Genomic DNA, 25,156 nt, shown 5'->3' with positions numbered 1-25,156 from the left:
AATGAAGAGCACTAACTCAAAATCGATATTTCCAAACTCAAACCAGGTTTTTTACGATTTGTTCAACACTGCTGTAGCCAATGTTACCGAAATGGCCAGGCTACTGGATGAAGCCGTTAATGCCCCCACCTCATATGAGCAGAAGTTTAATTTTGCCCATATTGATAAGCTGAAATTTAAAAGTTATGAGATAACGCACAGGGTATTCTCCGAATCGGGCCGGACGCTGATCTCGCCGTTTAACCGTAAGGATATGTGCGAACTGGCATCAGCCATTGATGACGTAGCCGACAGGATTACCATGGCCGCCCGCAGGATAAACCTTTACAACGTACCTGTTATTACCCAGCCAATGATAGATTTGGCTGCCCTGATCCTTAAAACCAGCACCGAGCTTGAAAAAGCAGTAAACGCGATGAACAACCTGAACAAATCGTCCGAAATTTTTGAGCTTTGCAGTAACATCAAAAAACTGGAAGCTCAGGCCGATGCAGTTCATAATAAGGCCTTTGCCGATCTGCTCAATAATGAAAAAGATCCGATTGAATTAATTAAATACACCGACGTTTTTGCAGCCATGGAAACTGCTACCGACAGCTGTGAAGATACAACGCTGATCATTGAAAGTATCCTGATCAAGAACGGATAAGACCTCACCCAACCCTCTCCAAAGGAGAGGGCTTTAAATAGATATTTTAAACAAAAAACGCGATGATAACTCATCGCGTTTTTTGTTTTTAAAGTCATCTCCTTTGGAGAGGATTTAGGTGAGGTTATTTCCCCTTATCAGTTTGAGGGCCATTGTCACCTCCATTATTATCCTGCTCATTGTTTCTCTCTTTTTCCCGCTCCTTCTTAAATTCAAGCTTGCCAAACTTATAACTCAGGCTTATGCCGAACGACTGTACCGGCACTAATCTCAGGTTGGTTGAATAAAAGTTACTGCCAAAGGTTGATGAGCTTTGACTCACGTATTTGGCAAACGGATTGGTAGCCGTAAGGCCGATGCTTGCCTTTTTATTCATGAACATTTTGCGCATGGCAAAATTGTAGAATACAAATTTGGGATTAGTACCCTGGATGCCCTTTTGCGATGAGTTATAGTTACCAAAAAACTCCGCGCTCAAATCATGACCAAAGCTATATTGTGCATTAAGGTTAAGGCGGTATGCGAAGGCACTTACATTGGCAAAACCCGGGTTGGTGCTGCGCCTGTCGCTAAAAATCATATTGGTACGCAGGCTTAGTTTACTGGTTACCGGCACCGAAGCATAAATATTGATACCGGTGCGCTCTTCCGAACCTATATTATAGCGCTGGTTCAATGACACATCGGTATAGGTAGTGCCGTTTACATCAAACGTAGAATAGAAGGTAGTGAACTGCTGAATATCATCGGTGTTACGACGGTAGAAAGCTGCTATGTTAATATTGGCGCCTTTATCAAATGATTTGTTATAGCCTAACTCAAAAAGGTCGCCTTTTTCGGGTTTCAGGTTGGGGTTACCTGTACTGATATTATGCGGATCGCTGATGTTCAGGAAGGGGTTCAGATCGCCATAATCAGGACGCTGTATGCGGCGTGTATAGCTCAATTTAACAGACTCGGCACCATTGCCAAATTTGTGCGAAAACACAAGCGATGGCGCAAGGATATTATAAGATGGAATATTTACTCCCTGAAAATCGGCCTTAGTAGTAGTATACTCATCTCTTAAACCTGCTTTCACATCCAAAAATTTATCAAATACCGACGCTGAAGCTGATAGGTAATAGGCATATACCTTGCGGTCATAAGTAAAACCATAGGTTTGATTTTGGTTGGGCACAAAAGCATTACCGCCAAAAAGGGTATCTGTCACCACATTATTATTGATGTGGTTAAATACAAGCTTACCACCTGTTTCCAGTGTAAAGTTTTTGCTTACCGGCTGGGTATAATCAACGGAAATATCGGTTTCCCTGTCCTTACCCGGATTGTTGTTGGAGATACCGGATGAAGTTATGCCCGAATCATAATCTTGCCGCTGAAACGAGCTGAACGAGTTACGGCCAAAACTTGATGAATATAATACATCAAGCTCCTGTCCTTCTTTGGCGAAAGTTTTTTTGTAATTCAAGTTTACATCGGTTGAGTAACCACTGAATTTACTACTTGAGTTACGGATGCTCCTGATATCAGATATTGGGTTACCCGCTGCATCAATCTCGCTTTGATCCTGGTTGGTAATTCCGTTACCATGGTTACCAAAATGATTAAAGCCCACACCTGCGGTCAGCTGATCTTTAGGGCTGATATCCCAGTTAAAATTAATGCCCGATTCATAACCGCTGCGTTTAAAATTATTGCTGCCCTGCTGAAAAAGAGTGGTCCTGTTAGCGGCCGAATCGGTTGATACGCGGTTACGGGTATTGGGTGCGTTACTATTGATCTGGGCGTTACCGCTAAAAAAAGCGTTAACCCCAAAATTGCCTTTACGGGCATTGAGGTTAAATGAGCCGTTTTCGCGGCGGGTACCTGCCGATAGGTTAACACTGCCGTTAACGCCCTGCACTTTGCTATCTTTTAAGATAATGTTTACGATACCTCCCGTACCGGCCGCGTCATATTTGGCGCCAGGGCTGGTAATCACCTCAATACTTTTGATCTGACTGGCCGGGATGCTGGCCAAAGCATCGGCAAGGCTGGCCCCAAAAATGCTTGATGGTTTACCATTGATCAAAAAACGGATATTGGCATTGCCCTGAAGCTCCACATTACCATCAATATCAACCGTGATCTGCGGTACTTTTTTCAATACATCAATAGCTACGCCGCCCTGTGCACTTAAATCGTTTTGAGGGTTGTAAACCATTTTATCTATCCGGTTTTCAACAGTAGGTACTTTGGCAGTTATGGTTACGCCTTTTAGTTCATTGGCAACCGGAGCTAATTTGATTTCGCCCAATGATACGGCTCCATCTTTAACCATTACATGTTCGATAGTTGCTTTCTGGTAACCTAAAAATTCGGCGGTTATTTTATACTCCCCGGCGGGGATGTTATTTATGCTAAAATTTCCTTTGGGATCGGTACTGATGCCATTGAAGGGTGAAGCAGCGCCTTGTTTAAATACAGATACGGTGGCATAGTCAACCGGTAGCTTGGTAGTGGCATCGGTAACTTTACCGGTGATTTTCCCCCTGGCTCCGGGGACAGTTTGGGCGTGTAAGGTGGTTATAAAAATAAAAGAAAATAATATCAAAAAAACAGACTTCATTATAAAATACGGGTGTTTGGAACCACAAATTTTATAAGAAAGATTGGATTAAATCTGAATTAAACGGTATTGAAGTGTATTTGTTACAATATGTTTTTGTTATGTATATATGCTTGTTACATTGTATATGAGCATGTTACAAAAAGATTAGAAAATCAATACAATTGTGCCGCCAATGATAAGCAGCGCGCCTATGGCATTTTTTAAAGTTAATGGCTCGCCCAGAAAAATAACAGAAAGCGCTATGGCCAAAGCAACGCTTAGTTTATCAACCGGGGCAACCTGGCTTACCTTGCCCAACTGCAGGGCGCGGAAATAACAGATCCACGAAAGGCCGGTTGCGCAGCCAGACAAGATGAGGAAAGTCCAGTTGGTTTTAGTAAGACTGCCGATACCGCCATGAGTCCCTTTAAAAAGCGCTATGGCCCAGGCCAGGATCAGGATTATGACGGTACGGATGGCCGTAGCAAGGTCGGTATCAACTCCTTTAATCCCTATTTTGGCAAAAATGGCTGTAAGCGCCGCAAACAGTGCCGAAAGTAATGCGTAGATCCACCACATAATGATCAGATTTTGTTTTTAACTTGCAACAAGCTAAATGCAAATTTGCTTAGGTATTCTGTACAAAATCTGTGAGATAGCTGTTAGCCTCTGCTCAAAATCCAGAATCTGTACAAATTGGCGTTTTAACTTTATCAAAAAAACGTTTTGAAAATACTCATCATCGAAGACGAAGAAGGCCTGCGCGAAAGTATTGAAGAATATTTTACCGAAGCCGGCAACATTTGCGAAACCGCGGCCAGCTATGCAGCAGCCCTCGCAAAGGTTGAATTATACCGTTACGATTGTATCCTGCTGGATATCACCTTGCCCGGCGGTAATGGTATTGATATATTAAAAAAGCTTAAAGCCAATAATTACACCGATGGGGTACTCATCATATCGGCCAAAAACTCGCTCGATGACCGCCTGCAGGGCCTTGACCTCGGTGCTGATGATTATTTGGTAAAGCCCTTTCACCTTTCGGAATTGAAGGCGAGGGTATCTGCCATCATCAGGCGTAAAATGTTCAATGGCAGCAACGTGCTTAACTTTAACGAGCTCAGTATCGACCTGATGGCCAAAACCGTAGCTGTAAACGGCACCCCGGTAAAGTTTACCCGTAAGGAATTTGCTTTGCTTATCTATTTTATCTCCAACAAAGGCAAGGTAATTTCAAAAAACGCCATTGCCGAACATTTATGGGGCGATGGCATCGACCTGGTCAATAATTTCGACTTTATTTATTCGCACATTAAAAACATCCGCAAAAAAATAATGGAAGCCGGCGGTAAGGATTATATTTATGCAGCCTATGGTATGGGCTACAAATTTGCCGATCAATAATGAAGCTTTCGGAAAGGTATAACCGGGTAAATTTAATTGCTACTATCGTTATCATGCTGATAACCGGTGCCATTTATTACCAGGCCATCAGCCTCATCCTTACTAATCAAAAAGACAATTCACTTAAGGTTGAAGAGCAGGAAGTTTTTGATTACGTAAAGCTCAATCACCACCTGCCCCAGGTTTTCGCCTCTAAAGATCAGCAGATCACCTTTATTTCGGCCGAACCCAATTCCGTTAAACGCGAATTTTTTAACACTACTTATTACCGCGAAAAAGACGAGCCGGAATCAGGTCGCGGTTTGGTCAGTTCGGTAAAAGTTGGCGACAGGTATTATAAAATTCTGATAGTTGAATCAAAAGTAGAAACGGAAGATCTGATCCAGATCATCTTCGGCATTACCATTGGCGTTATCTTATTACTGCTGCTGGTGCTGGTAATTACCAATCGCCTCATATTGAGCCGGCTTTGGCAGCCATTTTACAGTATCCTGAGCGAGTTGAAACTATTTAACGTTACCGATAGCCGCGAAATGCCATCTCCCAATACCACTATCGACGAGTTTAACGAACTCCAGGCCGAAGTTACCGCCATGGCCGAACGGGTAAAAAAAGACTATAAAGACCTTAAAACCTTTACCGAAAACGCCTCGCATGAGCTGCTTACCCCTATCGCTGTGATCAACTCCAAGTTGGACACCCTGATCCAAACAGAAAACTTTAGTGAGCATCAAAGCAAGTTACTCAATGACCTTTACAGCGCGGTATCGCGCCTGAGCAGGCTTAATCAATCGTTGTTATTACTGGTCAAGATTGAGAACAAACTACTGAACGATCGACAGCACCTGGATTTGCAGGAACTTATAGATGATTTGCTGTATCAATTGGAAGATATTTTCAACGACAAAGAAATAACAGTTATTTCAACAATTGGCGAAAAAGAAATTGATGCCAGCAATTACCTTATTGAGATATTGTTAAATAACCTAATCATCAACGCTGTTCGCCATAACCGAACGAGCGGCGAGATCATCATCAGCCTCACAAGCCAAAATTTAACTATCAAAAACACCGGCGAGCAAGTAGCCTTGAATCCTGAAAATATCTTTACACGTTTTCATAAAGCATCCACATCCGAAGGCAGCGGCCTGGGGCTCACTATCTCCAAACAGATCTGCGAAAGTTTGGGTTATCAGCTGGTTTACAATTATGAAGAGCCTTACCATATCTTCACGGTTAACTTTTAAATTTGTTACACTGCCCCTACCAATTTTTTCCAGAATTATCCTGTAGCTTAGCTATTATTAACACAATACGCATTATTTTGACCATCCGGATAAAATGGGTTTTCGGCTTTTTATTTTGCCTGTTTAGTGCTGCTATACAGGCACAAACCTACAATCTTGAACATTACCTGGAGCTTGCCAAAAGCAACAGCCCGCTGTTAAAGGACCTGCAAAACCAGGTTGCGTCAGGCCAACTGGACAGCCTCCGGATCAGGGCAGGTTACAGGCCACAGGTAAGCGCTAACAGTGCCGGTCTTTACGCGCCGGTTGCCGGCGGCTATGGTTATGCCCCTGCCATCACCAACGAGCATACGCTTAATGCGCTATTGGGCATCAATCAATCGCTGGATAGCAAAAAAAATATCGCTGCACAGATAGATGCAGTGAAGCTGCAATCGCAATCGGTGCTTAATACCGCCAAAATCTCTGAGCAGGATCTGAAAAAAGCAGTCACGGCACAATACATAGCGGCTTTTGGCAGCCTGCAGCAGGTAAAATTCAACCAGGAAGTGATCAGCCTGCTTAACCGGGAGGAAGCGCTGCTTAAAAAACTGACCCGCGCCAATGTTTATCGCCAAAGCGATTACCTTACTTTTTTGGTTACCCTTAAACAACAGGAACTAACGCTGTCGCAGGCAAGGCTGCAATATAAAAATGACTATACAACGCTTAACTATTTAACCGGCATTGCCGATACCAGTTACATCGAATTACAGGATCCCGGTATTCAAAAAACTATCCGGACCGATATCAGCAACAGCATCTTTTTCAACCAGTATAAAACGGACAGCCTTAAGCTGGTGAATAGCCGTTCATTAGTTGATTTCAGCTACAAGCCCAAGATCAACCTGCTGGCCGACGGCGGTTACAATTCTGATTTCCTGAGCGGACCAGCCTATAAAAACTTCGGGGCCAGCGTTGGTTTTAGTTTTACCCTGCCATTATATGATGGAGGCCAGCGTAAGATCCAGTACCGCAAGCTTTCGTTAGAAGAAGATACCCGGCGCAGCTATAAAGCGTTTTTTGATACCCAATACCGCCAGCAGATTGCCCAGCTAAACCAACAGATTGATGGTTCAGAGAAACTGCTAAACCAGATTGACGACCAAATGAAATACACCGAAAGCCTGGTAAAAGTTGACACCCAACTACTGCAAACCGGCGATGTGCGGGTAGCCGACCTGGTGCTGGCGATTAATAATTATCTTGCTATAAAAAACCTTAAAACACAAACCAATATTAATAAGCTGCAGCTCATTAATCAGCTCAATTACTGGAATAAATAATATGAAATTTAAACATATATACCTGTTTGCAGGCCTTTTAACCTTGCTGTATAGCTGCAAAGGCAACACTCCTGCAGATGATGCCGGCGATGCAGAAACAGCAGCTCAAACGCCCGTAACCGTAACCACGGTTGCCGATAGTGCTATGGTTGATTACATTGACCTTAGCGCTACATCTGTTTTTCAGCAAAAAAATGTTGTTAAGGCAAATGCCAACGGTTATATCCAAAAGGTAAATATACTGCCGGGGCACTATGTAAATAAAGGCGAGTTTTTATTCAGCATAAAAACCAAGGAAGCGCAAAGCATTGGCAACAGCATCAATGTGCTGGACACTACGTTTAAGTTTTCGGGCGTAAATAAAATAAAAGCTGCCGGTAATGGCTACGTTACCCAACTCAACCATCAACAAGGCGATTATGTGCAGGATGGCGAGCAGCTTGCCGTGATCAGCGACCGCTCAAGCTTTGTATTTGTGATGCAATTGCCTTATGAACTGCGTAGCTATGTAAAAAACAATCAGGACGTACAACTTGTACTGCCCGGCGGTGAAAAACTTACGGCACAGGTAAGCTCATCAATGCCCGCTGTTGATTCATTATCGCAAACCCAGGGTATTGTGCTTAAAGTGAACAGCACCAACCCAATCCCCGAAAATTTGGTAGCCAAAGCGCGGATCATTAAGTCGATACGCCCGCATACGCGATCACTTCCAAAATCGGCCATACTAAGCAATGAAACACAAACGGAGTTTTGGGTAATGAAGCTGATCAATCCTACTACCGCCGTAAAAACTGCCATAACCAAAGGCATTGAAACCGGCGGCAGGGTGGAAATTTTAACCCCCAAATTTTCGGCAAATGATAAAATAGTGGTTACAGGTAATTACGGACTGGCAGATACGGCTAAAGTGAAAATTGTAGAGTAATGAAAGCCAATACTCGACTCACCCCGTCAAGGCTTCGCCTGACACCCCTCTCTGCTTCGCAAAGAGGGGGAGTAAAATCTCTCTTTTTCTTTTTCAACCCTCTTTCCGCCGCAGGCGAAGAGAGGGTCGGCCAGCGAAGCGATGCCGGGGTGAGTCAACTCATCGCCATACAGTACGCTGGTAAAAACAAAACATTTTAATCATGAACCAGCGAAAAAATTATTTCATAACCCACCGCAAGCCTTTAGGCCTGGTGCTGGCCCTGATTATTATGGGCGGTTTGTTTGCTTATTCAAAACTGCAAACTTCGCTTTTTCCTGAAATCACTTTCCCTAAGATCAAAATCATTGCCGACGAGGGCCTGCAGCCGGTAAATAAAATGATGGTTACGATTACCAAACCACTGGAAAATGCCATTAAGCAGGTGCCGGATCTGCAACTGGTACGCAGTACTACCAGCAGGGGAAGCTGTGAAATTTCAGCACTGCTCAACTGGAATGCCGATATCGACCTGAGCCAGCAGCGTATCCAGTCGAGCATCGATCAGATCAAGAACGACCTTCCTGCCGATGTAAATATCAGCGTAGCCAAAATGAACCCTTCCATTTTACCGGTAAGCGGTTACACTTTGGAGAGTCATAACCTGTCCCCTATTGAATTAAGGCAGTTAGCTACATACACAGTAAAACCATTCCTTTCGCAGGTCGACGGGGTATCGGAGATCAGGGTGATCGGCGGTAAACTCAAGGAATACTGGCTCACACTCGATCAGCAAAAAATGACCTCATTAGGCCTTACGCCTGATATTATCAGCAATACGCTTGCTACTACCAATTTCGTAAAATCAGAGGGTTATCTGTCGGATTATAAGCGCATGTACCTCACTGTTACTGATGCTACCATCAATGCCAAAGATCAACTGGAAGACCTTGTGATCAGCAACAACCGTAAAAGAATAGTACGGCTCAAGGATTTTGCAAGCATCCAGGTTAACGAAGGGATTGAATACACCCGCATCAACGCCAACGGGCATGATGGGGTACTGATAGCCGTAGTGAAGCAACCCAATGCCAACCTCATTTCGGTTAGTAACGATATGGCCGATAAGATTGACGCGCTAAAAAAACTACTCCCGCGGGGTGTAAGTATCCGTCCATATTATATTCAGGCCGATTTTGTGAACGACTCGGTTAGGAGCGTAAGCGACAGCCTTTGGGTAGGCTTGCTCCTGGCTATTATTGTGGCGGTTATCTTCTTAAGATCGTTCAAAGCAAGTATAACCATATTGATTACCATCCCGGTTACACTTGGGCTTACATTACTTGTACTATACTGGCTTGGCTATACTTTTAATATCATGACGCTGGGTGCTATCGCAGCATCCATAGGATTAATTATTGACGATGCCATTGTAGTGGTTGAGCAGATTCACAGGGTACACGAAGAACACCCGGACGAGTTGAGCAGCCATTTGGTCCGCAAGGCTATTGATTATCTTTTCCCGGCCATGGTGGGCTCATCTATCAGTACCATCGTAATTTTTATTCCGTTTGTTTTGATGACGGGTGTGGCCGGGGCGTACTTCAAGGTGCTTACCGATACCATGATCATTACCCTGCTGAGTTCATTCTTTGTAACCTGGATCGGTTTGCCGGTAATTTACCTGCTCGTAACGCGTAAGCCTAAATTAAATACAGCGAAAGCCAAGGCAGAAGAAATACATACAGTTAAACAACAAAAGTGGGTAAGCTTCTTTATCCTGCGCCCTTATGTAAGCATTATTATTATTGCCGCGTTGGCTGCCGTAATTGTGATTGTGCCCCCATTGCTGGAGACCGGCTTCCTGCCTGATATGGACGAAGGCGCCATCGTGCTCGACTATAAATCACCTCCGGGAACATCACTGGAAGAAACCGACCGGATGTTGCGCCAGATAGAAAAGCAGATCATAAAACACCCGGATGTAACTGCCTATTCGCGCCGCACGGGTACACAAATGGGCTTTTTTATTACAGAGCCTAACAGCGGCGATTATCTTATACAGCTAAAAAAAGATCGCACCAAAAGCACCGAAGAGGTGATCAGCGATTTGCGCAAAATGGTTGAAGAAACCCAACCCGCGCTGCAGGTTGAGTTTGGCCAGGTGATATCCGATATGCTTGGCGACCTGACCACATCGGCCGAACCTATCGAGATCAAAGTATTTGGTGATAATCAGCAAACATTGCAAAACCTGTCAAGGCAGATAGCCGGGCTGGTTGAAAAAGTAAAAGGCACTGCCGATGTGCTGCCGGGTATTGTTATCGCCGGTCCTTCGGTAAGCATTCAACCTCATTACAGCAAAATTGCACAGTATGGAATTACCGCCGCCGATCTGCAAATGCAGATCCAAACCGCGCTGGAAGGTAATGTGATAGGCAGCTTACTGGAGAAAGAACAACTCTCACCCATTCGCATGGTTTACCCGGGTAACCGCTCGCTTAACGTGAATGATATCCATAACCTGCATATATTTTTACCCAACGGTAAACTCATCCCTATAACCGAACTGGCCTCGGTTGAGCTAAGGCCTGGCGATGCCGAGATCAACCGCGAAAACCTGCAAAGCATGAATGTAGTGAGCGCCCGGCTGGAAGGCAGCGACCTGGGTACTGTAATAACATCCATTCAAAAAACCATCCATGACAACGTAAACCTGCCAACGGGTTACCATGTGGAGTACGGAGGAGCTTACGCCCAGCAGCAGCAGTCATTTAAAGAATTGCTTATTATCCTGATAACTGCCTGTTTACTGGTTTTTGGTGTGATATTATTCCTGTTCAGGCAGTTCAGGATAGCACTGCTTATTTTGATGATTGGCATTTTAGGTATCGCCGGTAGCTTCCTGGCCTTATTTATTACCGGTACGCCGCTCAATGTGGGCAGCTATACGGGGTTGATTATGATTGTAGGCATTATTGGTGAAAACGCCATTTTCACCTTTCTGCAGTTTAAGGAAAGCGCTATCGAAAATGAAAATAAAAACATTGACGCCGCTATAACCTTTGCCATCAGTACCCGTTTAAGACCAAAACTGATGACCGCTTTGGGCGCTATTATAGCCCTGTTGCCGCTTGCTTTAGGCATAGGTGCGGGCGCGCAATTACATCAGCCACTGGCTATTGCGGTTATCGGCGGATTTTTAGCGGCGTTGCCATTACTGCTTATTGTTTTACCGGCAATGCTCCGTATATTGTACAGCAAAGGGTTTAACACCCATTTAAATGAAATTAATGAAAGCCACCGCGGTTAACACAGCATTTTTACAGATTCGGGACTTAATTTCATGGCAATAAACACTCCCGAAAAATGAAAAAGCAAATTTTGGCCGTAGCCTTGCTCATAGCAGGTATAGCTCCTTTTAAACTGAACGCGCAAACCTATGTGGCCGATAAAACCATCGCGCTACCGGGTGATGGAGGTTACGATTACCTGGCTATAGACAAGATCAACCGCAACCTGTATGTATCGCATGGTACCGCTGTAAATGTCATTAACCTGGATACCGAAAAGCCGGTTGGCGTTATTGATAACATGAAAGGCGTTCACGGCATAGCCATAGTAAATAAACTTAATCGTGGTTTCATCAGCGATGGCAAGGCAAATGGCGTAGTAGTTTTTGACTTAAAAACTTTTAAAACCATTACTACAATTGCCCTTACCAATGCTAATGGCCCGGACGCTATTATGTATGACCCCTACTCCGACCGGGTGTTTACCTTTAACGGCGAAAGCAATAATTCATCGGTAATTAACCCGGCAACGCTTAATCAGGTTGGCACGGTTGCACTTGGCGGCGGCCCCGAGTTTGCAGTATCGAACGGTAAAGGTAAAATCTACAATAACCTTGAAGATAAAAGCAGCCTGAATGTTATTGATAGCAAAAGCCTTAAAGTGGTTAAAAACTATCCCCTTGCCCCCTGCGGCGGCCCAACAGGCTTAGCGCTTGACGCCGCTAATCAGAAATTGTTTACCGTTTGCCGCGAAAATAAAGGGGTGAGTGTTGTTGATATCAAAACAGGTAAAGTGACTGCTACCCTGCCAATTGGCGCGGGTGTTGACGCGGTAGTTTATGACCCTGAAACCAAACTTATATTTTGCTCATGCGGTGATGGCACCACTACCATCATCAAACAAAAATCGGCTGATGAATATGAGGTGATCCAAACCCTAAAAACTGCCGAACGGGCCCGCACGATGACACTTGACGCCAAAACCCACAAAATTTATTTAAGCGTTGCTCAGTTTGAGCCCGGTACACGTAAAGCCATTCCAAATACTTTTAAGGTGCTTGTTTTTAAGCAAAACTAACGTAAATTATGTATAAAATTTATATGAAATGATCGTGAAGATTTTGTTTATTCCTAATATTGCTAATTAATTTTTACAAAAAAATGAACTTTTGCGCACGTTATCGTTATATTTAACGTTTTAACACTATATGATTAAAAAGACTGATTTTGTTTATTCCCAGGAGTCTGAACCTCATCGTATCCGCACAAAAAAAATCTTGAAGGAGTTTCCGCAATTGCGAAAGCTTATTGGTAAAAACCCCGCAACCATATGGGCCATTATTGGTTTAGTAGCTTTCCAGGTTGTTTTAGCCTGGTTTGTACGCGACCAGTCATGGTGGATAGTTTTCGGAGCGGCTTATTTGCTCGGCGCTTTTGCCGATCATGCGCTGTTTGTAATGATCCATGAATGTACACACCAGCTGCTGTTTAAAAACCGCAACGCAAACCGCTGGGCATCCATGTTTGCCAACTTACCGCAAATATTGCCAAGCGCTATTTCATTCGAAAAATACCACATCAAGCATCACTCTTTCCAGGGTGTACATGAGCTTGACGCCGATTTGCCTAACCGCTGGGAAGCCAAACTGATCAGCAATTCATTTTTTGGTAAAGCAATCTGGCTGCTGTTTTTCCCGGTATTTCAATTGTTCCGCCTTTCACGTTTAAGGGAAATCCATCCTTTTGACGGCTGGATCCTGACAAACTGGTTATTACAGGCAGCATTTACAACCGCTATCGCTTATTTCATGGGCTGGCATGCAGTAGCGTTTCTGCTGTTAAGCTTTTCTTTTTCAGTTGGCCTGCACCCGCTGGGCGCCCGCTGGATCCAGGAACATTACCTTACCGTTACCGAAGAACAGGAAACATACAGCTATTATGGAAACCTTAACGCGGTAGCATTTAATGTGGGCTTCCACAATGAGCACCATGATTTCCCTTCTATCCCATGGAACAAGCTCCCCGAGATTAGGAAAACTGCCCCGGAATATTACGATACATTATACTATCACACCTCATGGACCAAACTGTTTTTCCAGTTTTTGTTCGACAGGGAGATCTCGTTGTTTAACCGTATCCTGCGTAAAGACCGTGGCCGCGTAGCGCTAACAGATATTTCAAAACCGGATATTGACCTCACCAAGTCCGAAGCAACAAAGCCGGAGCTTATAGACGTTGAGAAATAGTAAAACAAAAAAGGGCCTTAAAAGGCCCTTTTTTGTTGGTAGCACATTGCCGACCCACGCCTAAAAACATTTCACATTCGCCCTTGCATCTCACTAACTAATTTCCGTATTTTGCTAATAAAATTAGCAAAATGAAACATATAAGTGTGGCAGCCCAGCTCATTATTTTTAGCCGTTATATCGGTCAGCAGGTTATGATCATCAGTCTTTTAAATAATAGCGAAGTCAATATTGGCGCCCTTACTGGAGTAAAACATAATGCCATAGCAGTTAATATTGACGATGTAATACGCTGGATCCCGCTTTATGACAACTTTAAACTTTGTGAAATTAAAATACTTTTAAAGCCCTTAAAAAAACTTACGCCTGATGTTGTTTCTGCAGCAAACAAACTGCCCGTAAAAGCATTCATTACTCCATACTACCAGCAACTGGGCTATGATATGCCTGTTTTTATTGAACCCGGGCACCCCTGCAATTGCAAATATGTTCAGGAGCTTGAACTGGCCGATTACCGTACCCCTGCAGAAATATACCGACAAAACGCCTTATTACATGCCTTTGAATCGGCATAAATGTTTCGTGGTACGAATATTGTGTACCATTGCCCTGTTTGTTATATAATTTTCATATAGTCGTAACAAAATCAAATAATTAATGTCAACTTCATACTAATGCGCTTTATTTGCGTTATTGTTTGCAAGAAACAGAATGAGCCGGTCAAAAAAATTAAATATACTCTTACCCATTGTATCCCTACTTTTCATGGGGGCCTTCGCCAAGCACAGGCTGCTCGACAGGCAGGACATTACAGGCACCCTGAATGATAAAGAGATGGATGAAACGTCGGGTATTGCGGCGTCATCCATTAGCCCCGACACCTATTATGTACATAACGACAGCGGCGATACAAGCCGTTTTTTTGCTATAACAGCCGAAGGCAAACTCAAATCAACCATTTATTTTAAGGGTGACAGCACTCAAAAGCTGGGCGTACAGGATTGTGAAGATATTGATGTTGGCCCCGGACCGGAAAAAGGTAAAAGCTACGTTTACCTTGGCGATATAGGCGATAACAATCAAAACAGGCCATATATTACAGTTTACCGCATGGCCGAAAAAAAATCATGGGCTACAGGCGATAAGGCTATTACAAACACACAAGCTGTACGGGCAGATTTTAAATATCCGGATGGCCCCAAAGATGCTGAAACTTTGATGATTGACCCGATAGGCAAGCAATTGATCATTGTAAGTAAAAGGGGTGATACCGTTGCGGTTTACACCAGTCCGTTAAAATACCAGGCCAATACAACAACAGTATTAACCAAACGCTGCAAATTGTACTTCGCGGGCTTTAAACCTTTTAAATGGATCACAGCCGGCGATATCTCTAAAGACGGGCAGCAGATCCTGCTAAAAAGTTACGACAAAGTTTACTACTGGCGCCGCCAGCATAACGAACCCATATGGGAAACTATGGTACGCAAGCCACAGGAACTTACCTACAAAGTTGAAAAACAGGGCGAGGCGATAGGTTTTCAGCCCGATGGTAAAGGCTACTACACTACAAGTGAAGGAGTTTTTTCGCCGGTATATCATTACGACGTGCCAAATTGATTTTCAAACTACGTTATATAAAAATGGCCTTTATCGAATAGATATAGGCCATTTTTGCTATCAACGTCCCATCAGGGTCTCTCGCAGAGGACCCTGATGTATACGCCATGCAGATTGATATACGCCAGATCAGCTGTTCTAACCAAAACGCGGTGAACCTCAGGGTCCTCTGCGAGAGACCCTGAGGGGACATGAAAATTGATTTTTATAAAATCAGCTAATCAAATAAAAAGCGTCATTGCGAAGTACGAAGCAATCCCAAACTATACAGGGTGGCCCTGCTCATCGGGGATTGCTTCGCACCTCGCAACGACGCGTGTTTTTTATCTCCCTACCCTAAATCCTTACATAACCCTAATAAGCTTTACGCCATGCGGTGGGATTTTGAAAGTGTATTTGTGGTTAACCGCTATCAGGTATTTCTGTTCCCAAACATCACGGGCTTTGGTAAAGCCTTTTAACAGCTTGTCATTAGCTTCCAGGTTAACAGTTTGATATTTATCAGATGTGTTAAAGAAACCTATTGCTTTTTCGCCTTTGGTGAGCTCTTTTACCCAAATCTGCTGCTCATCTGTTTTAGAAGCCTGTCTTGCACCTTTGCCTAAGGCATCCTGGTCAATAGCCAGTACTTCATCATTCGTTAACAGGCTAAGCGTAAACCTGTCCAGGTGCCCCATATCGCAGCCGATTAACAGCGGCGCAGACAGCAGGCTCCATAAACTGATGTGGGTATATTGCTCATCATAAGTTAAACGGCTATTGTGCAGGCTTGGCCCCCAGCCTACTTTGCCTACAACCAGCATATCCGGATCATTAAAATGCCCCGGACCAGCGTAAGGCGAAGCAGGATCCTGGCTAAAGCCAATATCACTCATACTTCTCCAGGTATCCTGGATATCGCCGGTGGTACGCCAGCTGTTGCCGCCGGTTTCGGCACCCCATTTCCAAACATCACCCCAGCCGTACTGGCAAAAACTGAACATAATATCGCGGTTTACCTTATTTAAAGAGGTGCGCATTACTTCATATGGTTTCTTAAGTGCAGGCAGGTCGGGATGCGGAGGGGTAACTTCCGAGTAGGAGCACCAGTCGTATTTTAAATAATCAAAACCCCAGTCGGCATAAGTTTTGGCATCCTGGTCTTCATGCTGCCAGCTGCCCAAAAAGCCGCCGCAGGTGCGCGGGCCAGGCGATGAATAAATCCCGGTATGCAGGCCAAGGCTGTGTACATAATCAGTTAAACCTTTCATATCCGGAAACTTACTGTTAGCTACGATGGCGCCATCGGCAGCACGGTTTTCCGCCTCCCAGCCATCGTCTATATTGATATAGTTCCAGCCATAAGCACTTAATTTCTCCGACATTTCTTTAGCCGAGATCTTTACTTTTTCGTCATTAACGCTCAAGCCCCAGGCATTCCAGCTGTTCCAGCCAAGGGCCGGGGTAAGGCCAATTTTATCGCCAATGCTAATAGTTAGTGTTTTGGTTTTATTGCCTAAGCTATTGGTAACCGTAAGCGTTACAGGATAATCTCCCTTTTGGCTTACCTCACCCGAAATGATACCCGTTTTAGCATCAAGCGTTAAGCCGGCAGGCAAGCCCGCAGCTTTATAGGTAAGCGGCTTTTTACCGGTTGCCGGGATCAGATAAAGGAAAGGGTTACCAGGCCTTGCACCGTAAACATCGGCTCCGTTAATTTTTGGCCTGGGCGATGGGTAAGGAGTAAGTACATAAGGCGTGGTTTCGGTTTTAACAATCTCCTTCCCCGATTTTTGATCTGTAAAAGTATAGGCTATGGTATACGATTTTTTGGCTAACCGGGCTATCACAAACGAATAGGTGAAAGGCTTTCCTGCAGTAAAATTTGCCGGGTTTGTTTTTTCGTAGATCACCGCGCCGGTTTCAGGATCGGTAACTTTAAAGGCTAAAGTACCCTGGTATTGGTATTTATTGGTCGTAATCAATTTAACTGATTTGGCCAGACTGTTATTTTCCTGGAAACTAAAATCGCCATCGGTATTTACTGTAACGTGATCCATTACATCGGCCATGGCAATAGAAAAGTTATCGCCGTAAATACCACCGTCGCCCCCGGTATCGTAAATACGGATGGCCAGCACATTTTCTTTATCCCACAAAATTGCAGGATCTGAAGCCGGGATACTATAAGTGCGCGAGCCGTAATTGCCATCTTTAATGGTTCCGCTGTGGCCGCCATATTTAGCGATAAGCTTTCCGTTTAAATACACTTCGTCATTATCATCAACACTGGCCAGGCTTAAGCGGAGACTATCTTTTAAATAAGCTTTTTCCTTAAGCGATGAAGGGATCACTACGTGGATACGGTACCAGCCGAAGCCATCGTAATTAGGGTGTCCCTGCGGCTCCCAGGAATGGGCGACATCAATGTTTTGCCAGCTTTGATCGTTAAAAGTTGGGGACGACCATTGGGCAGAATCACCCACAGCAAATTTCCAGCCTTTGTTAAGCTGAACATCCTGAGCCGAAGCGCCCAGATATGTACCACCCAACAATAGCAATGCGGTAAAAATTTTCTTCATTATTATAGGTTGTTTAAAAGTGAAAAGCGAAACAGGATTTCGCCCGGTTAGTATGCAGATTTAAAGGTACAATCATTTTGAATAATTGGAAATGTATCATTAACATTTATTTAGAGATAGTCAAAAAATGCCCCTAAATACAAATGAAAGTAAAAAAACAATCCAGCATTAATTACCTGGCTGTTATAGTACAGTTTTTGTTCATAAATCGATAATACTGCCGGCAGTAAATTTAATGTACAGTTTACGTTTTGGTTTAATATCGATTTTACATTTACCGATGAAAACAACAGCTATGAAAAAGACTTTTTTAACCTTAGCCCTTGTAATAGTTTGTATTGCGGTTTGCTTTGCAGCCATTGCCGGAATTGCCGGAAAGTGGGAAGGCAAGCTTGAAACAGAAACCGGTGAAATTTATCCATTGCTTTATAATTTTCAGATTGACGGGGACAAACTAACCGGCACAGCCAAAACACCTAAAGGCGATATGCCGATTGAAGACGGCAAAATAACCGGCGACAGTTTCAAATTTACGGTAAGTATCGAGGATATTCATATTGCCCACACAGGCAAATTCTATGGCGATTCGGTAGGTGTTGATATTGAAGCCAATGGTTCAAAAGCACATAGTACTTTAAAAAGAGCTCAACAACCTTAATTTCCTGATTTAAGAATTACATGATATTTAAATTTCACATCATAAAATATCATGTAATCATTTCATCCTATAAATCAAGGTGCTTATATTTATAAACCAAAATTCACATTTATGAAAAAAAAGATTTTTATTACTACCTTATTGGTAAGCTGCTTTATGATATGTCTTGCAGCTATAGCTGATCTTAACGGCAAATGGGCAGGCAAATTAGTTACAAGCGACGGCCAGGAATACCCACTGCTTTATAATTTTAAGGTTGATGGCGATAAACTGACCGGCACAGCCTTAACTCCGGAAGGCGACGTTGACATTAAAGAAGGCAAAACCAATGGTACCGACTTTTCATTTACAGTAGCCACCAGCGGTATCGTGATACCTCATACAGGCAAATTCATGGGCGATTCGGTTAGCGTTGAACTGGATATCAATGGCTCAAAAAGCAGCTCGGTATTGAAAAGATCGGTTGAAAAGAAATAACCTTATTTGATAACAAGATAATCATGCTGAACTTACTTCAGCACCCCACTTGCTAAGCGAGCTTGCATGGTCTGCCTGTCTCGTGGGATCCTGATACAAGTTCAGGATGATGTATCTTAAATATCAAAAAAGAAAAACCTTACCCGTCCGGTAAGGTTTTTCTTTTTTAAACTTAAAGGCAATAAAATTGTATATAGTTTAAAATTACGGCATATAGGTATCTGCTTAAACTATATCAACAATGAAAAAAGAGTTCCTGGTGATCTGTGCGTTTGTTATCATTACCGCTTTTAGTTTTATTTCGATGGCCGATATTAACGGCAGATGGATAGGTTCATTAAAACTTCCCGGAGATGATCATTTTCCATTAAGCTACACTTTTAGGATCGATAGCGGCAAGCTTACCGGCACCGCCCATGCGCCACAAGGGGATGTAGCGATTACCGACGGCATGATCAACGGTGATAATTTCTCTTTCAGTATCCCGGTACCGGGAGGCAGTTCGCCCCATACGGGTAAAGTTTATCAGGATTCTATTGGTATGGACCTGGTTTACAAAGGCCAACACCTGCATGCTACGTTGAAAAGGGACAAGTCTTGAGTCGAAAGTACTAAGTCAAAAGTCTTTAGTCGGGTTATGCATTTAGATTTTTGAACTTAAGACTTAAAACTGAGACTTAAGACTTAGAACTAAAGTTGCTTATTAAACCCGCAGGGCGTACCTTTGCGCCATGCTGCAACGTATTACAGCCTATTTACTCATCTTTTCACTGATCACGGTCAACTTCTCGCGTTTTTTTATTTTCGCGGGTTTTGAGCTGAACAGGAATTACATTGCCACCAAGCTTTGCGAAAACAGGAACAGACCCTGGCTGCATTGCGATGGCAAATGCTACTTCGCGAAAAAGATCAAACAGGCAGAGGACAAGCAGGCCAGCGACGAAAGGCAGTCGCAAAAGAGCCTCTTTCAGGAGGTTTATGTCATCAGCTCAACTGATGTAAAATTCCACTCCAGCCTGTTGCAGGTTATTTCAACCCCTTACACTCCAACCGTACCGGCCGATCGCCCGGCTACGATATTCCAGCCTCCGCAGTTAGGATAATCATTTCATTTTTATTGGTTTTTGATTGATGGTATTTGCCGCTGGCTTGCGTTTTTAAACGCTGGCTAAACATGGCATATAGTTAACTCACCCGGTCTACGCTTCGCTGGACCACCCTCTCTTCGCCTTTGCCGCAAAGAGGGTTGAGGAAAATAAGATTTTTTTCTTTTTCCGCCCCCTCTTTTACGCTTGCGTAGAGAGGGGTGACGAGCGCAGCGATGTCGGGGTGAGTCGATACGCTAAACGGCCGCATTGCATCTCCCATCAATCAACCCACACCCTACTCTACCCATTTTTAAACCGGGAGGCAACTCCTGTAATACTATATAATGAAACGATATCTAATCCTACTTATAACCTTTATACTCGTTAAAACCCTAGCCTTCGGCCAAAATATACAAGGCACCATTACGGATGCCAATACCCACGAAGCCATCGCGGGTGCATCAATCTGCAATGCCGATGCTGCTACAGGTGCAAAGCTTGGCATGACTAACGCCAAAGGGCACTTTAGCATCAATGCACAAGGCGTTAACCGGCTTAAATTTGCCATGGTTGGTTACAGCGCGCGCATTATTGAAGTACCTACCATAAAAGGCCAAAAGCTTGATGTTGCCTTAGAACCTTCAACTGTAGATCTGCAACCTGTAGTGGTAACCGCCAGCCGAGAAGGCCAGGCCAGGCAGGACGCCCCCATCGCCATCAGTAAAATCAATTCCACCCAAATTAAGGATACCAAAGCCACTGCCCTTTATCAATTGCTGAACAAAGTTGCAGGTGTTTACATGGTGAATTTGGGTAACGAGCAGCATACTATGGCTATCCGCCAGCCTGTTACCTACAACGCCCTTTATTTATATATGGAGGATGGTGTTCCTATCCGCCCTACCGGGATCTTTAACCATAACTCACTGTATGAGATCAACATGTCGGGCGTTAAGGATATCGAAGTGATCAAAGGACCGGCATCATCGCTTTACGGCAGTAACTCCATTGGCGGCGCGGTTAACTTTATTACCCAGGGCCCGCCTACAGGTTACGCCGGTAATGTTTCTGTTCAGGGTGATAATTATCATTACCGCCGCGTTGATGCCGACGGCGGTTTTACCCAGGGCAAATTTGGTTTGTATGCAGGAGGATATGTAGCCCATCAAACCGATAGCTGGCAGGACTATTCTGATTTTGATAAGTACTCGACCAATTTTAAAACTACCTATGATTTCAGTGCCAAAACAAAGCTTACTACTTCAGCTGCCTATAATTACCTCAACACCCAAACCCCGGGTAGTTTAGACAGCGCCCGGTTTTATGACCGCAGCTATGGCTCCAACCAGCGTTTCACCTATCGCAAGGTAAAATCGTTTCGTGCCGGCACCCGCCTGGATCATCAGTGGGATGACAAGAACAGCACTTTTGTAACGCTGTTTTTCCGCAACAACTCAACTGCGCAGCTGCCAAGTTATTATATCTCTGATGTGCGCGACGCTAACGGTGTTTACAAAAGCAGCAACGGCCAGGTAAACGATCAAAAATTCAACAGCTATGGCTTACTGGCACAGCACCGGGTTGATTTTGATTTCCTGCATTCGAGGCTCATTGGTGGTGTTTATATGGATGACAGCCCGAGTTCATATTATGCCCAATATCTTGATATCACCAAAGATGTAGCTAACAACTATTACACCAGCTTCAGTAATACAGGCAGGTACATTGACAACTACAAGATCAAGTTGTTCAACACCGCGGCTTATGTCCAGTATGAAGTCAAGCCTACTGAAGCATTGAGGATTGTTGGTGGTTTACGGTACGACAGGGTGCATTACAACTTTAATAATGAGATCCCCGCCGGACAAACCAAGTATAAACAACAGGAAACCAACAATTTTAATATCGTTGCTCCCAAATTGGGCATCACCTATAACTTTGGCAATAACAAAGGTATTTACGCCAACTATAGCGTAGGTTTCCAACCACCAGAGACAGGTGATTTGTACAGTTCACGTCAGCTTACCCAGCTTAAACAGGCCACTTTTGATAATTATGAAGCGGGTGGCTGGTTTTCGGCGTTTAACAAAAAGTTGTATTTTGAGTTGAGTCTATTCGACCTGGAAGGGCATAACGAAATCATTAACCAATTGCTGCCGGATAACACTACCCAGAACCAAAACGCAGGTGCAACACGTCACCGGGGGATTGAATACTCGGTTACTGTGGCCCCGGTTAAAGAGCTTACCTTCAGGTTTAGCGGTACCAATGCCAAACATACCTATGTTGAGTACAGCGAGGTGACCACCAATTACACAACCGGCGCCAACACGGTAACCAACTATGATGGCAAACGCATGAACAACGCACCAGCTTGGATTGCCAACTCCGAGCTCACCTACAAGCCGCAGTACCTTCCGGGTTTCAGGATAGCAACAGAGTGGCAGCACATCAATCAATACTACACCAACCCCGCCAATACCAAAACTTACTCAGGTTATGATATTTACAACCTGCGCCTGGGCTATGATGTAAAAAGCAGCGTATTAAAAGGCGCGGGCATCTGGTTTAATGTGCTTAACTTAACCAATAAGCTTTACGCTACAACAGTAACCAGCAGCCAGTACGGCGATACTTATAATGCCGCGCCGCCACGTACTTACACCCTGGGCATCAGTTATTCATTTTCAAAATATTGATCAATGGCATCAGCAACAGTAAAAAGCAACTTTTATAAATGGCACCGGGTGCTGGGCTTAACAGCCCTCATCCCGGTGATCTTCTGGACACTGAGCGGTCTTTCACACCCATTCATGTCAAACTGGTTCAGGCCTTCAATTGCGGAGGAAGTGTTTAAACCGCTACCTCAAAGCCGGATGAAACCGGTACTCAGCATCCAGCAGGTACTGGATAAAAATAATATCTCCGTTATCCGGAACTTCGGACTGATTAACTTTAATCACAACACCTATTACCAGGTGCTGGATAAAGATAGTGTGTACAATTACTACTCGGCCAATGACGGGGTATTGTTAAAAGATGGGGATAAGCTATATGCCACTTATCTTGCCCGCTATTTTACGCAGGACTCAACATCTAACATTAAAAAGATCGCTCTGCAAACAACATTTGATGGGCAATACCAGCCCATCAATCACCTTTTGCCTGTTTGGAAGATTAGCTTTGACCGTCCCGATGGCATGGACATTTATATCGAAACCAGTCAGAGCCGCATGGGTACATTTAACAATAATACCCGCAAGGCTTTCCTTTGGCTGTTTGAACAGTTCCATACCTGGCAGTTTTTGGCTGATATCGGCGGCGATATTTTCCGAAATGTAGTATTACTCATCATCATGGTGGTAATGCTGTTCGCCCTCATCAGCGGCTTAACTGTTTATGGTTTAATGTGGAAAAAGTTTAAATCCGTAGCTCAAAAGCGAAAAGAAAATGGCGGCGAGGGCAAGCGCATCGTTCATCGCTATCACCGGCAGATAGGGCTTATTGTTTCCTTTGTGATGTTCACTTTCGTAATCAGCGGCGCTTTTCACCTTGCCGTAAAACTGCACAATACCGAAACACCAAAGCCTGATTATGGGCAGATGATCACCAGGAAACAGCTGGCTATCTCCAACCTTCAGCTTCCTGTTGCCGATAGTATCATCAAGAGGATAGCCGTGGTTAACTTTGGTGGCAACAGCTATTACCAGGTAACTGATAATAAAAAGCAGATCTGCTACTTTAACACCTTAACCGGCAAAGAACAAATTAACGGGGATGAGGATTATGCCCGCTTTTTAAGTACCTATTACCATACCAGCCTTGATGCTGATAAATTTTATGGCAGGGTAAAAATTAACCAGGTAAAGCAGTTTGATAACGAGTATGGTTTCATCAACAAACGCCTGCCGGTTGAAAGCGTAAGTTATGCCGACGGCAGCAATTGGTATATTGAAACTACCTCATCAAAGCTGGCTGCAAAAGTTGCAGGAATTGACAGGGCCGAAGGGCTTTCTTTTATATTTTTACACAAATATTTCGGCATGACCTGGGCGGGTAAGGATATCCGCGACATAGTGAGTATGCTGGCCGCTTTAGGTGTGCTGGTAGTATCGTTGTTCGGGTTGGCCTCATTCATCAAAAACAAATAATCAATGAAAAAAAGCTTTATCATTTTAGCCTTAGCCGGCCTTGCCCTTGGCGCCTGCAACAGTGCGGTTAAAAGCACCGGCAAAACCGACACCACCTCAACAGTAAAGAAAAAAGGAAAATACACCTGCACCATGCACCCCGATCTTACGTTTGATAAACCCGGCACCTGCCCTAAATGCGGTATGGCCCTGGTTGAAAGGGATACTACGGAGGATAAGAAATAGTAAAAGAAAAAATGTCATTGCGAGGAGCAGCATAAGCCAATGCAATGGGGCGACGCGGCAATCTTGTAGCTACACAGGGCGGCTATGTATTAGCTGCGAGATTGCCACGCTTCGCTACCCATGACAACTTAAAACGGTGTCATGCTGAGCCTGTCGAAGCATGGTGGGTAGGCCTCTGCGCGCGAGTCTTCGACAGGCTCAGACTGACAGGCTCTCTTTTGTCATTTCACTTTCAGAGGCCTCCGGATTTAAACACTCGCAATGACATATTTTTAATTTTTTCAGCTTGCACACATTGAAAAGGCGCTCATTTCTATCCGTAACAATTACAGCTTCCACCCGTCTCATACTTACAAACAATACAACTTATATCCTGTTATACCCCCTGTTACAAATAAATCACTAATTTTGGCGCTGATGAAAAAGGTGGAAGTATTAAAAATGATTGACCTGGTTGAAGAGATCAAGAAACTTGATGATCTCATACAACAAAGCCGTAAGAAAAAAACTTCTGACTTTGTGATCAACCAGTACGAGGCAAAAAAACTTAAGCTCATTGGTTCAACCATCACTGAACTGGCTTCCGCTCCCATTCAATCTATCGAAAGCTACCAGCTTATTCAAAAGATCCTGAATAAGTATTACCCCAACATTACTGAAGACGCTCTGCTTAATGACGATGACATCAGCAAAATAGCAACCGCTATTTAAT

Annotated in this window: 22 protein-coding genes; 19 read left to right on the top strand and 3 right to left on the bottom strand. The window is 43.9% G+C overall.

The window, feature by feature from the left end; all coding sequences use genetic code 11:
- Nucleotide 1 precedes the first annotated feature (1 nt).
- Complete coding sequence (locus J3L18_RS01085; protein ID WP_091166857.1) at nt 2–649, top strand: DUF47 domain-containing protein; 648 nt, start codon at nt 2–4, stop codon at nt 647–649.
- A gap of 124 nt (nt 650–773) precedes the next feature.
- Here J3L18_RS01085 and J3L18_RS01080 read toward each other — a convergent pair whose 3' ends face one another.
- Nucleotides 774–3,260 carry a TonB-dependent receptor gene (locus J3L18_RS01080; protein ID WP_129571405.1) on the bottom strand — a complete coding sequence of 829 codons (2,487 nt, stop codon included), beginning with the start codon at nt 3,258–3,260 and terminating at the stop codon, nt 774–776.
- 147 nt (nt 3,261–3,407) lie between these two features.
- Complete coding sequence (locus tag J3L18_RS01075) at nt 3,408–3,821, bottom strand: EamA family transporter (protein WP_129571406.1); 414 nt, start codon at nt 3,819–3,821, stop codon at nt 3,408–3,410.
- 147 nt (nt 3,822–3,968) lie between these two features.
- Here J3L18_RS01075 and J3L18_RS01070 point away from each other — a divergent pair, with 147 nt between their 5' ends.
- From J3L18_RS01070 to J3L18_RS01025, 10 genes are all read left to right on the top strand, one after another.
- On the top strand, nt 3,969–4,646 hold the full coding sequence (locus tag J3L18_RS01070; RefSeq protein WP_091166849.1) for a response regulator transcription factor: 678 nt from the start codon (nt 3,969–3,971) through the stop codon (nt 4,644–4,646).
- The gene (locus J3L18_RS01065; protein ID WP_129571407.1) at nt 4,646–5,893 is read left to right on the top strand and encodes a sensor histidine kinase; all 1,248 of its coding nucleotides are present in this window, start codon (nt 4,646–4,648) and stop codon (nt 5,891–5,893) included. Before J3L18_RS01070 ends, J3L18_RS01065 begins: the two co-directional genes overlap by 1 nt.
- Before the next feature lie 77 nt (nt 5,894–5,970).
- The gene (locus J3L18_RS01060) at nt 5,971–7,218 is read left to right on the top strand and encodes a TolC family protein (RefSeq protein ID WP_189549449.1); all 1,248 of its coding nucleotides are present in this window, start codon (nt 5,971–5,973) and stop codon (nt 7,216–7,218) included.
- Nucleotide 7,219: 1 nt separating this feature from the next.
- Nucleotides 7,220–8,146, top strand: coding sequence for an efflux RND transporter periplasmic adaptor subunit (locus J3L18_RS01055; RefSeq protein WP_129571409.1), 927 nt, complete (start codon nt 7,220–7,222; stop codon nt 8,144–8,146).
- Nucleotides 8,146–8,346 (top strand): hypothetical protein, encoded by a 201-nt coding sequence (locus tag J3L18_RS01050; protein ID WP_129571410.1) that lies wholly within the window; start codon nt 8,146–8,148, stop codon nt 8,344–8,346. The genes J3L18_RS01055 and J3L18_RS01050 overlap by 1 nt, the downstream gene beginning before the upstream one ends.
- Nucleotides 8,347–8,348: 2 nt before the next feature.
- Nucleotides 8,349–11,438: an efflux RND transporter permease subunit gene (locus tag J3L18_RS01045; RefSeq protein ID WP_129571411.1), complete on the top strand. Its 3,090-nt coding sequence runs from the start codon at nt 8,349–8,351 to the stop codon at nt 11,436–11,438.
- A gap of 56 nt (nt 11,439–11,494) precedes the next feature.
- Nucleotides 11,495–12,496: a YncE family protein gene (locus J3L18_RS01040; protein WP_129571412.1), complete on the top strand. Its 1,002-nt coding sequence runs from the start codon at nt 11,495–11,497 to the stop codon at nt 12,494–12,496.
- Nucleotides 12,497–12,626: 130 nt separating this feature from the next.
- Nucleotides 12,627–13,664, top strand: a complete 1,038-nt coding sequence (locus J3L18_RS01035; protein ID WP_129571413.1) for a fatty acid desaturase — start codon at nt 12,627–12,629, stop codon at nt 13,662–13,664.
- Between the two features lie 131 nt (nt 13,665–13,795).
- Nucleotides 13,796–14,239, top strand: a complete 444-nt coding sequence (locus tag J3L18_RS01030; protein ID WP_129571414.1) for a hypothetical protein — start codon at nt 13,796–13,798, stop codon at nt 14,237–14,239.
- 190 nt (nt 14,240–14,429) lie between these two features.
- A complete protein-coding gene (locus J3L18_RS01025; protein WP_129571415.1) occupies nt 14,430–15,284 on the top strand; it encodes a YjiK family protein in 855 nt (284 codons plus the stop codon).
- Between the two features lie 344 nt (nt 15,285–15,628).
- Here J3L18_RS01025 and J3L18_RS01020 read toward each other — a convergent pair whose 3' ends face one another.
- Nucleotides 15,629–17,845 (bottom strand): putative Ig domain-containing protein, encoded by a 2,217-nt coding sequence (locus J3L18_RS01020; protein ID WP_129571416.1) that lies wholly within the window; start codon nt 17,843–17,845, stop codon nt 15,629–15,631.
- Nucleotides 17,846–18,140: 295 nt separating this feature from the next.
- Between J3L18_RS01020 and J3L18_RS01015 the strand changes: the two genes are divergently transcribed.
- The 8 genes from J3L18_RS01015 to J3L18_RS00980 all read left to right on the top strand — a co-directional run bounded on the left by J3L18_RS01015 (nt 18,141) and on the right by J3L18_RS00980 (nt 25,155).
- The gene (locus tag J3L18_RS01015; RefSeq protein ID WP_129571417.1) at nt 18,141–18,503 is read left to right on the top strand and encodes a glycoside hydrolase; all 363 of its coding nucleotides are present in this window, start codon (nt 18,141–18,143) and stop codon (nt 18,501–18,503) included.
- 111 nt (nt 18,504–18,614) lie between these two features.
- Nucleotides 18,615–18,980 carry a glycoside hydrolase gene (locus J3L18_RS01010; protein ID WP_129571418.1) on the top strand — a complete coding sequence of 122 codons (366 nt, stop codon included), beginning with the start codon at nt 18,615–18,617 and terminating at the stop codon, nt 18,978–18,980.
- A 241-nt stretch (nt 18,981–19,221) separates the two neighbouring features.
- Nucleotides 19,222–19,581: a hypothetical protein gene (locus J3L18_RS01005; protein WP_129571419.1), complete on the top strand. Its 360-nt coding sequence runs from the start codon at nt 19,222–19,224 to the stop codon at nt 19,579–19,581.
- Nucleotides 19,582–19,711: 130 nt separating this feature from the next.
- Nucleotides 19,712–20,083 (top strand): hypothetical protein, encoded by a 372-nt coding sequence (locus J3L18_RS01000; protein WP_090528324.1) that lies wholly within the window; start codon nt 19,712–19,714, stop codon nt 20,081–20,083.
- Nucleotides 20,084–20,412: 329 nt separating this feature from the next.
- On the top strand, nt 20,413–22,767 hold the full coding sequence (locus J3L18_RS00995) for a TonB-dependent receptor (RefSeq protein ID WP_129571420.1): 2,355 nt from the start codon (nt 20,413–20,415) through the stop codon (nt 22,765–22,767).
- Between the two features lie 3 nt (nt 22,768–22,770).
- Nucleotides 22,771–24,219: a PepSY domain-containing protein gene (locus J3L18_RS00990; protein WP_129571421.1), complete on the top strand. Its 1,449-nt coding sequence runs from the start codon at nt 22,771–22,773 to the stop codon at nt 24,217–24,219.
- A 3-nt stretch (nt 24,220–24,222) separates the two neighbouring features.
- A complete protein-coding gene (locus J3L18_RS00985) occupies nt 24,223–24,444 on the top strand; it encodes a heavy metal-binding domain-containing protein (RefSeq protein WP_091166809.1) in 222 nt (73 codons plus the stop codon).
- Nucleotides 24,445–24,861: 417 nt separating this feature from the next.
- Entirely contained in the window at nt 24,862–25,155 is a 294-nt protein-coding gene (locus tag J3L18_RS00980; protein WP_129571422.1) for a hypothetical protein, read from the top strand.
- Nucleotide 25,156 lies beyond the last annotated feature (1 nt).

The sequence above is a fragment of the Mucilaginibacter gossypii genome (assembly GCF_017569325.2).
Classification (GTDB): Bacteria; Bacteroidota; Bacteroidia; order Sphingobacteriales; family Sphingobacteriaceae; genus Mucilaginibacter; species Mucilaginibacter gossypii.
Note: the sequence above shows the minus strand (reverse complement) of the source record. Positions and strands in the feature narration are given on the sequence as shown.

What these genes read in the sequence shown, in the direction of transcription:
- J3L18_RS01000 (WP_090528324.1), top strand. Translation starts at nt 19,712, where the DNA reads ATGCTGCAACGTATTACAGCCTATTTACTCATCTTTTCACTGATCACG.
- J3L18_RS01015 (WP_129571417.1), top strand. Translation starts at nt 18,141, where the DNA reads ATGAAAAAGACTTTTTTAACCTTAGCCCTTGTAATAGTTTGTATTGCG.
- J3L18_RS01080 (WP_129571405.1), bottom strand. Translation starts at nt 3,260, where the DNA reads ATGAAGTCTGTTTTTTTGATATTATTTTCTTTTATTTTTATAACCACC.
- J3L18_RS01055 (WP_129571409.1), top strand. Translation starts at nt 7,220, where the DNA reads ATGAAATTTAAACATATATACCTGTTTGCAGGCCTTTTAACCTTGCTG.
- J3L18_RS01030 (WP_129571414.1), top strand. Translation starts at nt 13,796, where the DNA reads ATGAAACATATAAGTGTGGCAGCCCAGCTCATTATTTTTAGCCGTTAT.
- J3L18_RS01005 (WP_129571419.1), top strand. Translation starts at nt 19,222, where the DNA reads ATGAAAAAAGAGTTCCTGGTGATCTGTGCGTTTGTTATCATTACCGCT.
- J3L18_RS01035 (WP_129571413.1), top strand. Translation starts at nt 12,627, where the DNA reads ATGATTAAAAAGACTGATTTTGTTTATTCCCAGGAGTCTGAACCTCAT.
- J3L18_RS00980 (WP_129571422.1), top strand. Translation starts at nt 24,862, where the DNA reads ATGAAAAAGGTGGAAGTATTAAAAATGATTGACCTGGTTGAAGAGATC.
- J3L18_RS01020 (WP_129571416.1), bottom strand. Translation starts at nt 17,845, where the DNA reads ATGAAGAAAATTTTTACCGCATTGCTATTGTTGGGTGGTACATATCTG.
- J3L18_RS00985 (WP_091166809.1), top strand. Translation starts at nt 24,223, where the DNA reads ATGAAAAAAAGCTTTATCATTTTAGCCTTAGCCGGCCTTGCCCTTGGC.
- J3L18_RS01075 (WP_129571406.1), bottom strand. Translation starts at nt 3,821, where the DNA reads ATGTGGTGGATCTACGCATTACTTTCGGCACTGTTTGCGGCGCTTACA.
- J3L18_RS01045 (WP_129571411.1), top strand. Translation starts at nt 8,349, where the DNA reads ATGAACCAGCGAAAAAATTATTTCATAACCCACCGCAAGCCTTTAGGC.
- J3L18_RS01010 (WP_129571418.1), top strand. Translation starts at nt 18,615, where the DNA reads ATGAAAAAAAAGATTTTTATTACTACCTTATTGGTAAGCTGCTTTATG.
- J3L18_RS01065 (WP_129571407.1), top strand. Translation starts at nt 4,646, where the DNA reads ATGAAGCTTTCGGAAAGGTATAACCGGGTAAATTTAATTGCTACTATC.
- J3L18_RS01050 (WP_129571410.1), top strand. Translation starts at nt 8,146, where the DNA reads ATGAAAGCCAATACTCGACTCACCCCGTCAAGGCTTCGCCTGACACCC.
- J3L18_RS01025 (WP_129571415.1), top strand. Translation starts at nt 14,430, where the DNA reads ATGGGGGCCTTCGCCAAGCACAGGCTGCTCGACAGGCAGGACATTACA.
- J3L18_RS00995 (WP_129571420.1), top strand. Translation starts at nt 20,413, where the DNA reads ATGAAACGATATCTAATCCTACTTATAACCTTTATACTCGTTAAAACC.
- J3L18_RS01085 (WP_091166857.1), top strand. Translation starts at nt 2, where the DNA reads ATGAAGAGCACTAACTCAAAATCGATATTTCCAAACTCAAACCAGGTT.
- J3L18_RS00990 (WP_129571421.1), top strand. Translation starts at nt 22,771, where the DNA reads ATGGCATCAGCAACAGTAAAAAGCAACTTTTATAAATGGCACCGGGTG.
- J3L18_RS01040 (WP_129571412.1), top strand. Translation starts at nt 11,495, where the DNA reads ATGAAAAAGCAAATTTTGGCCGTAGCCTTGCTCATAGCAGGTATAGCT.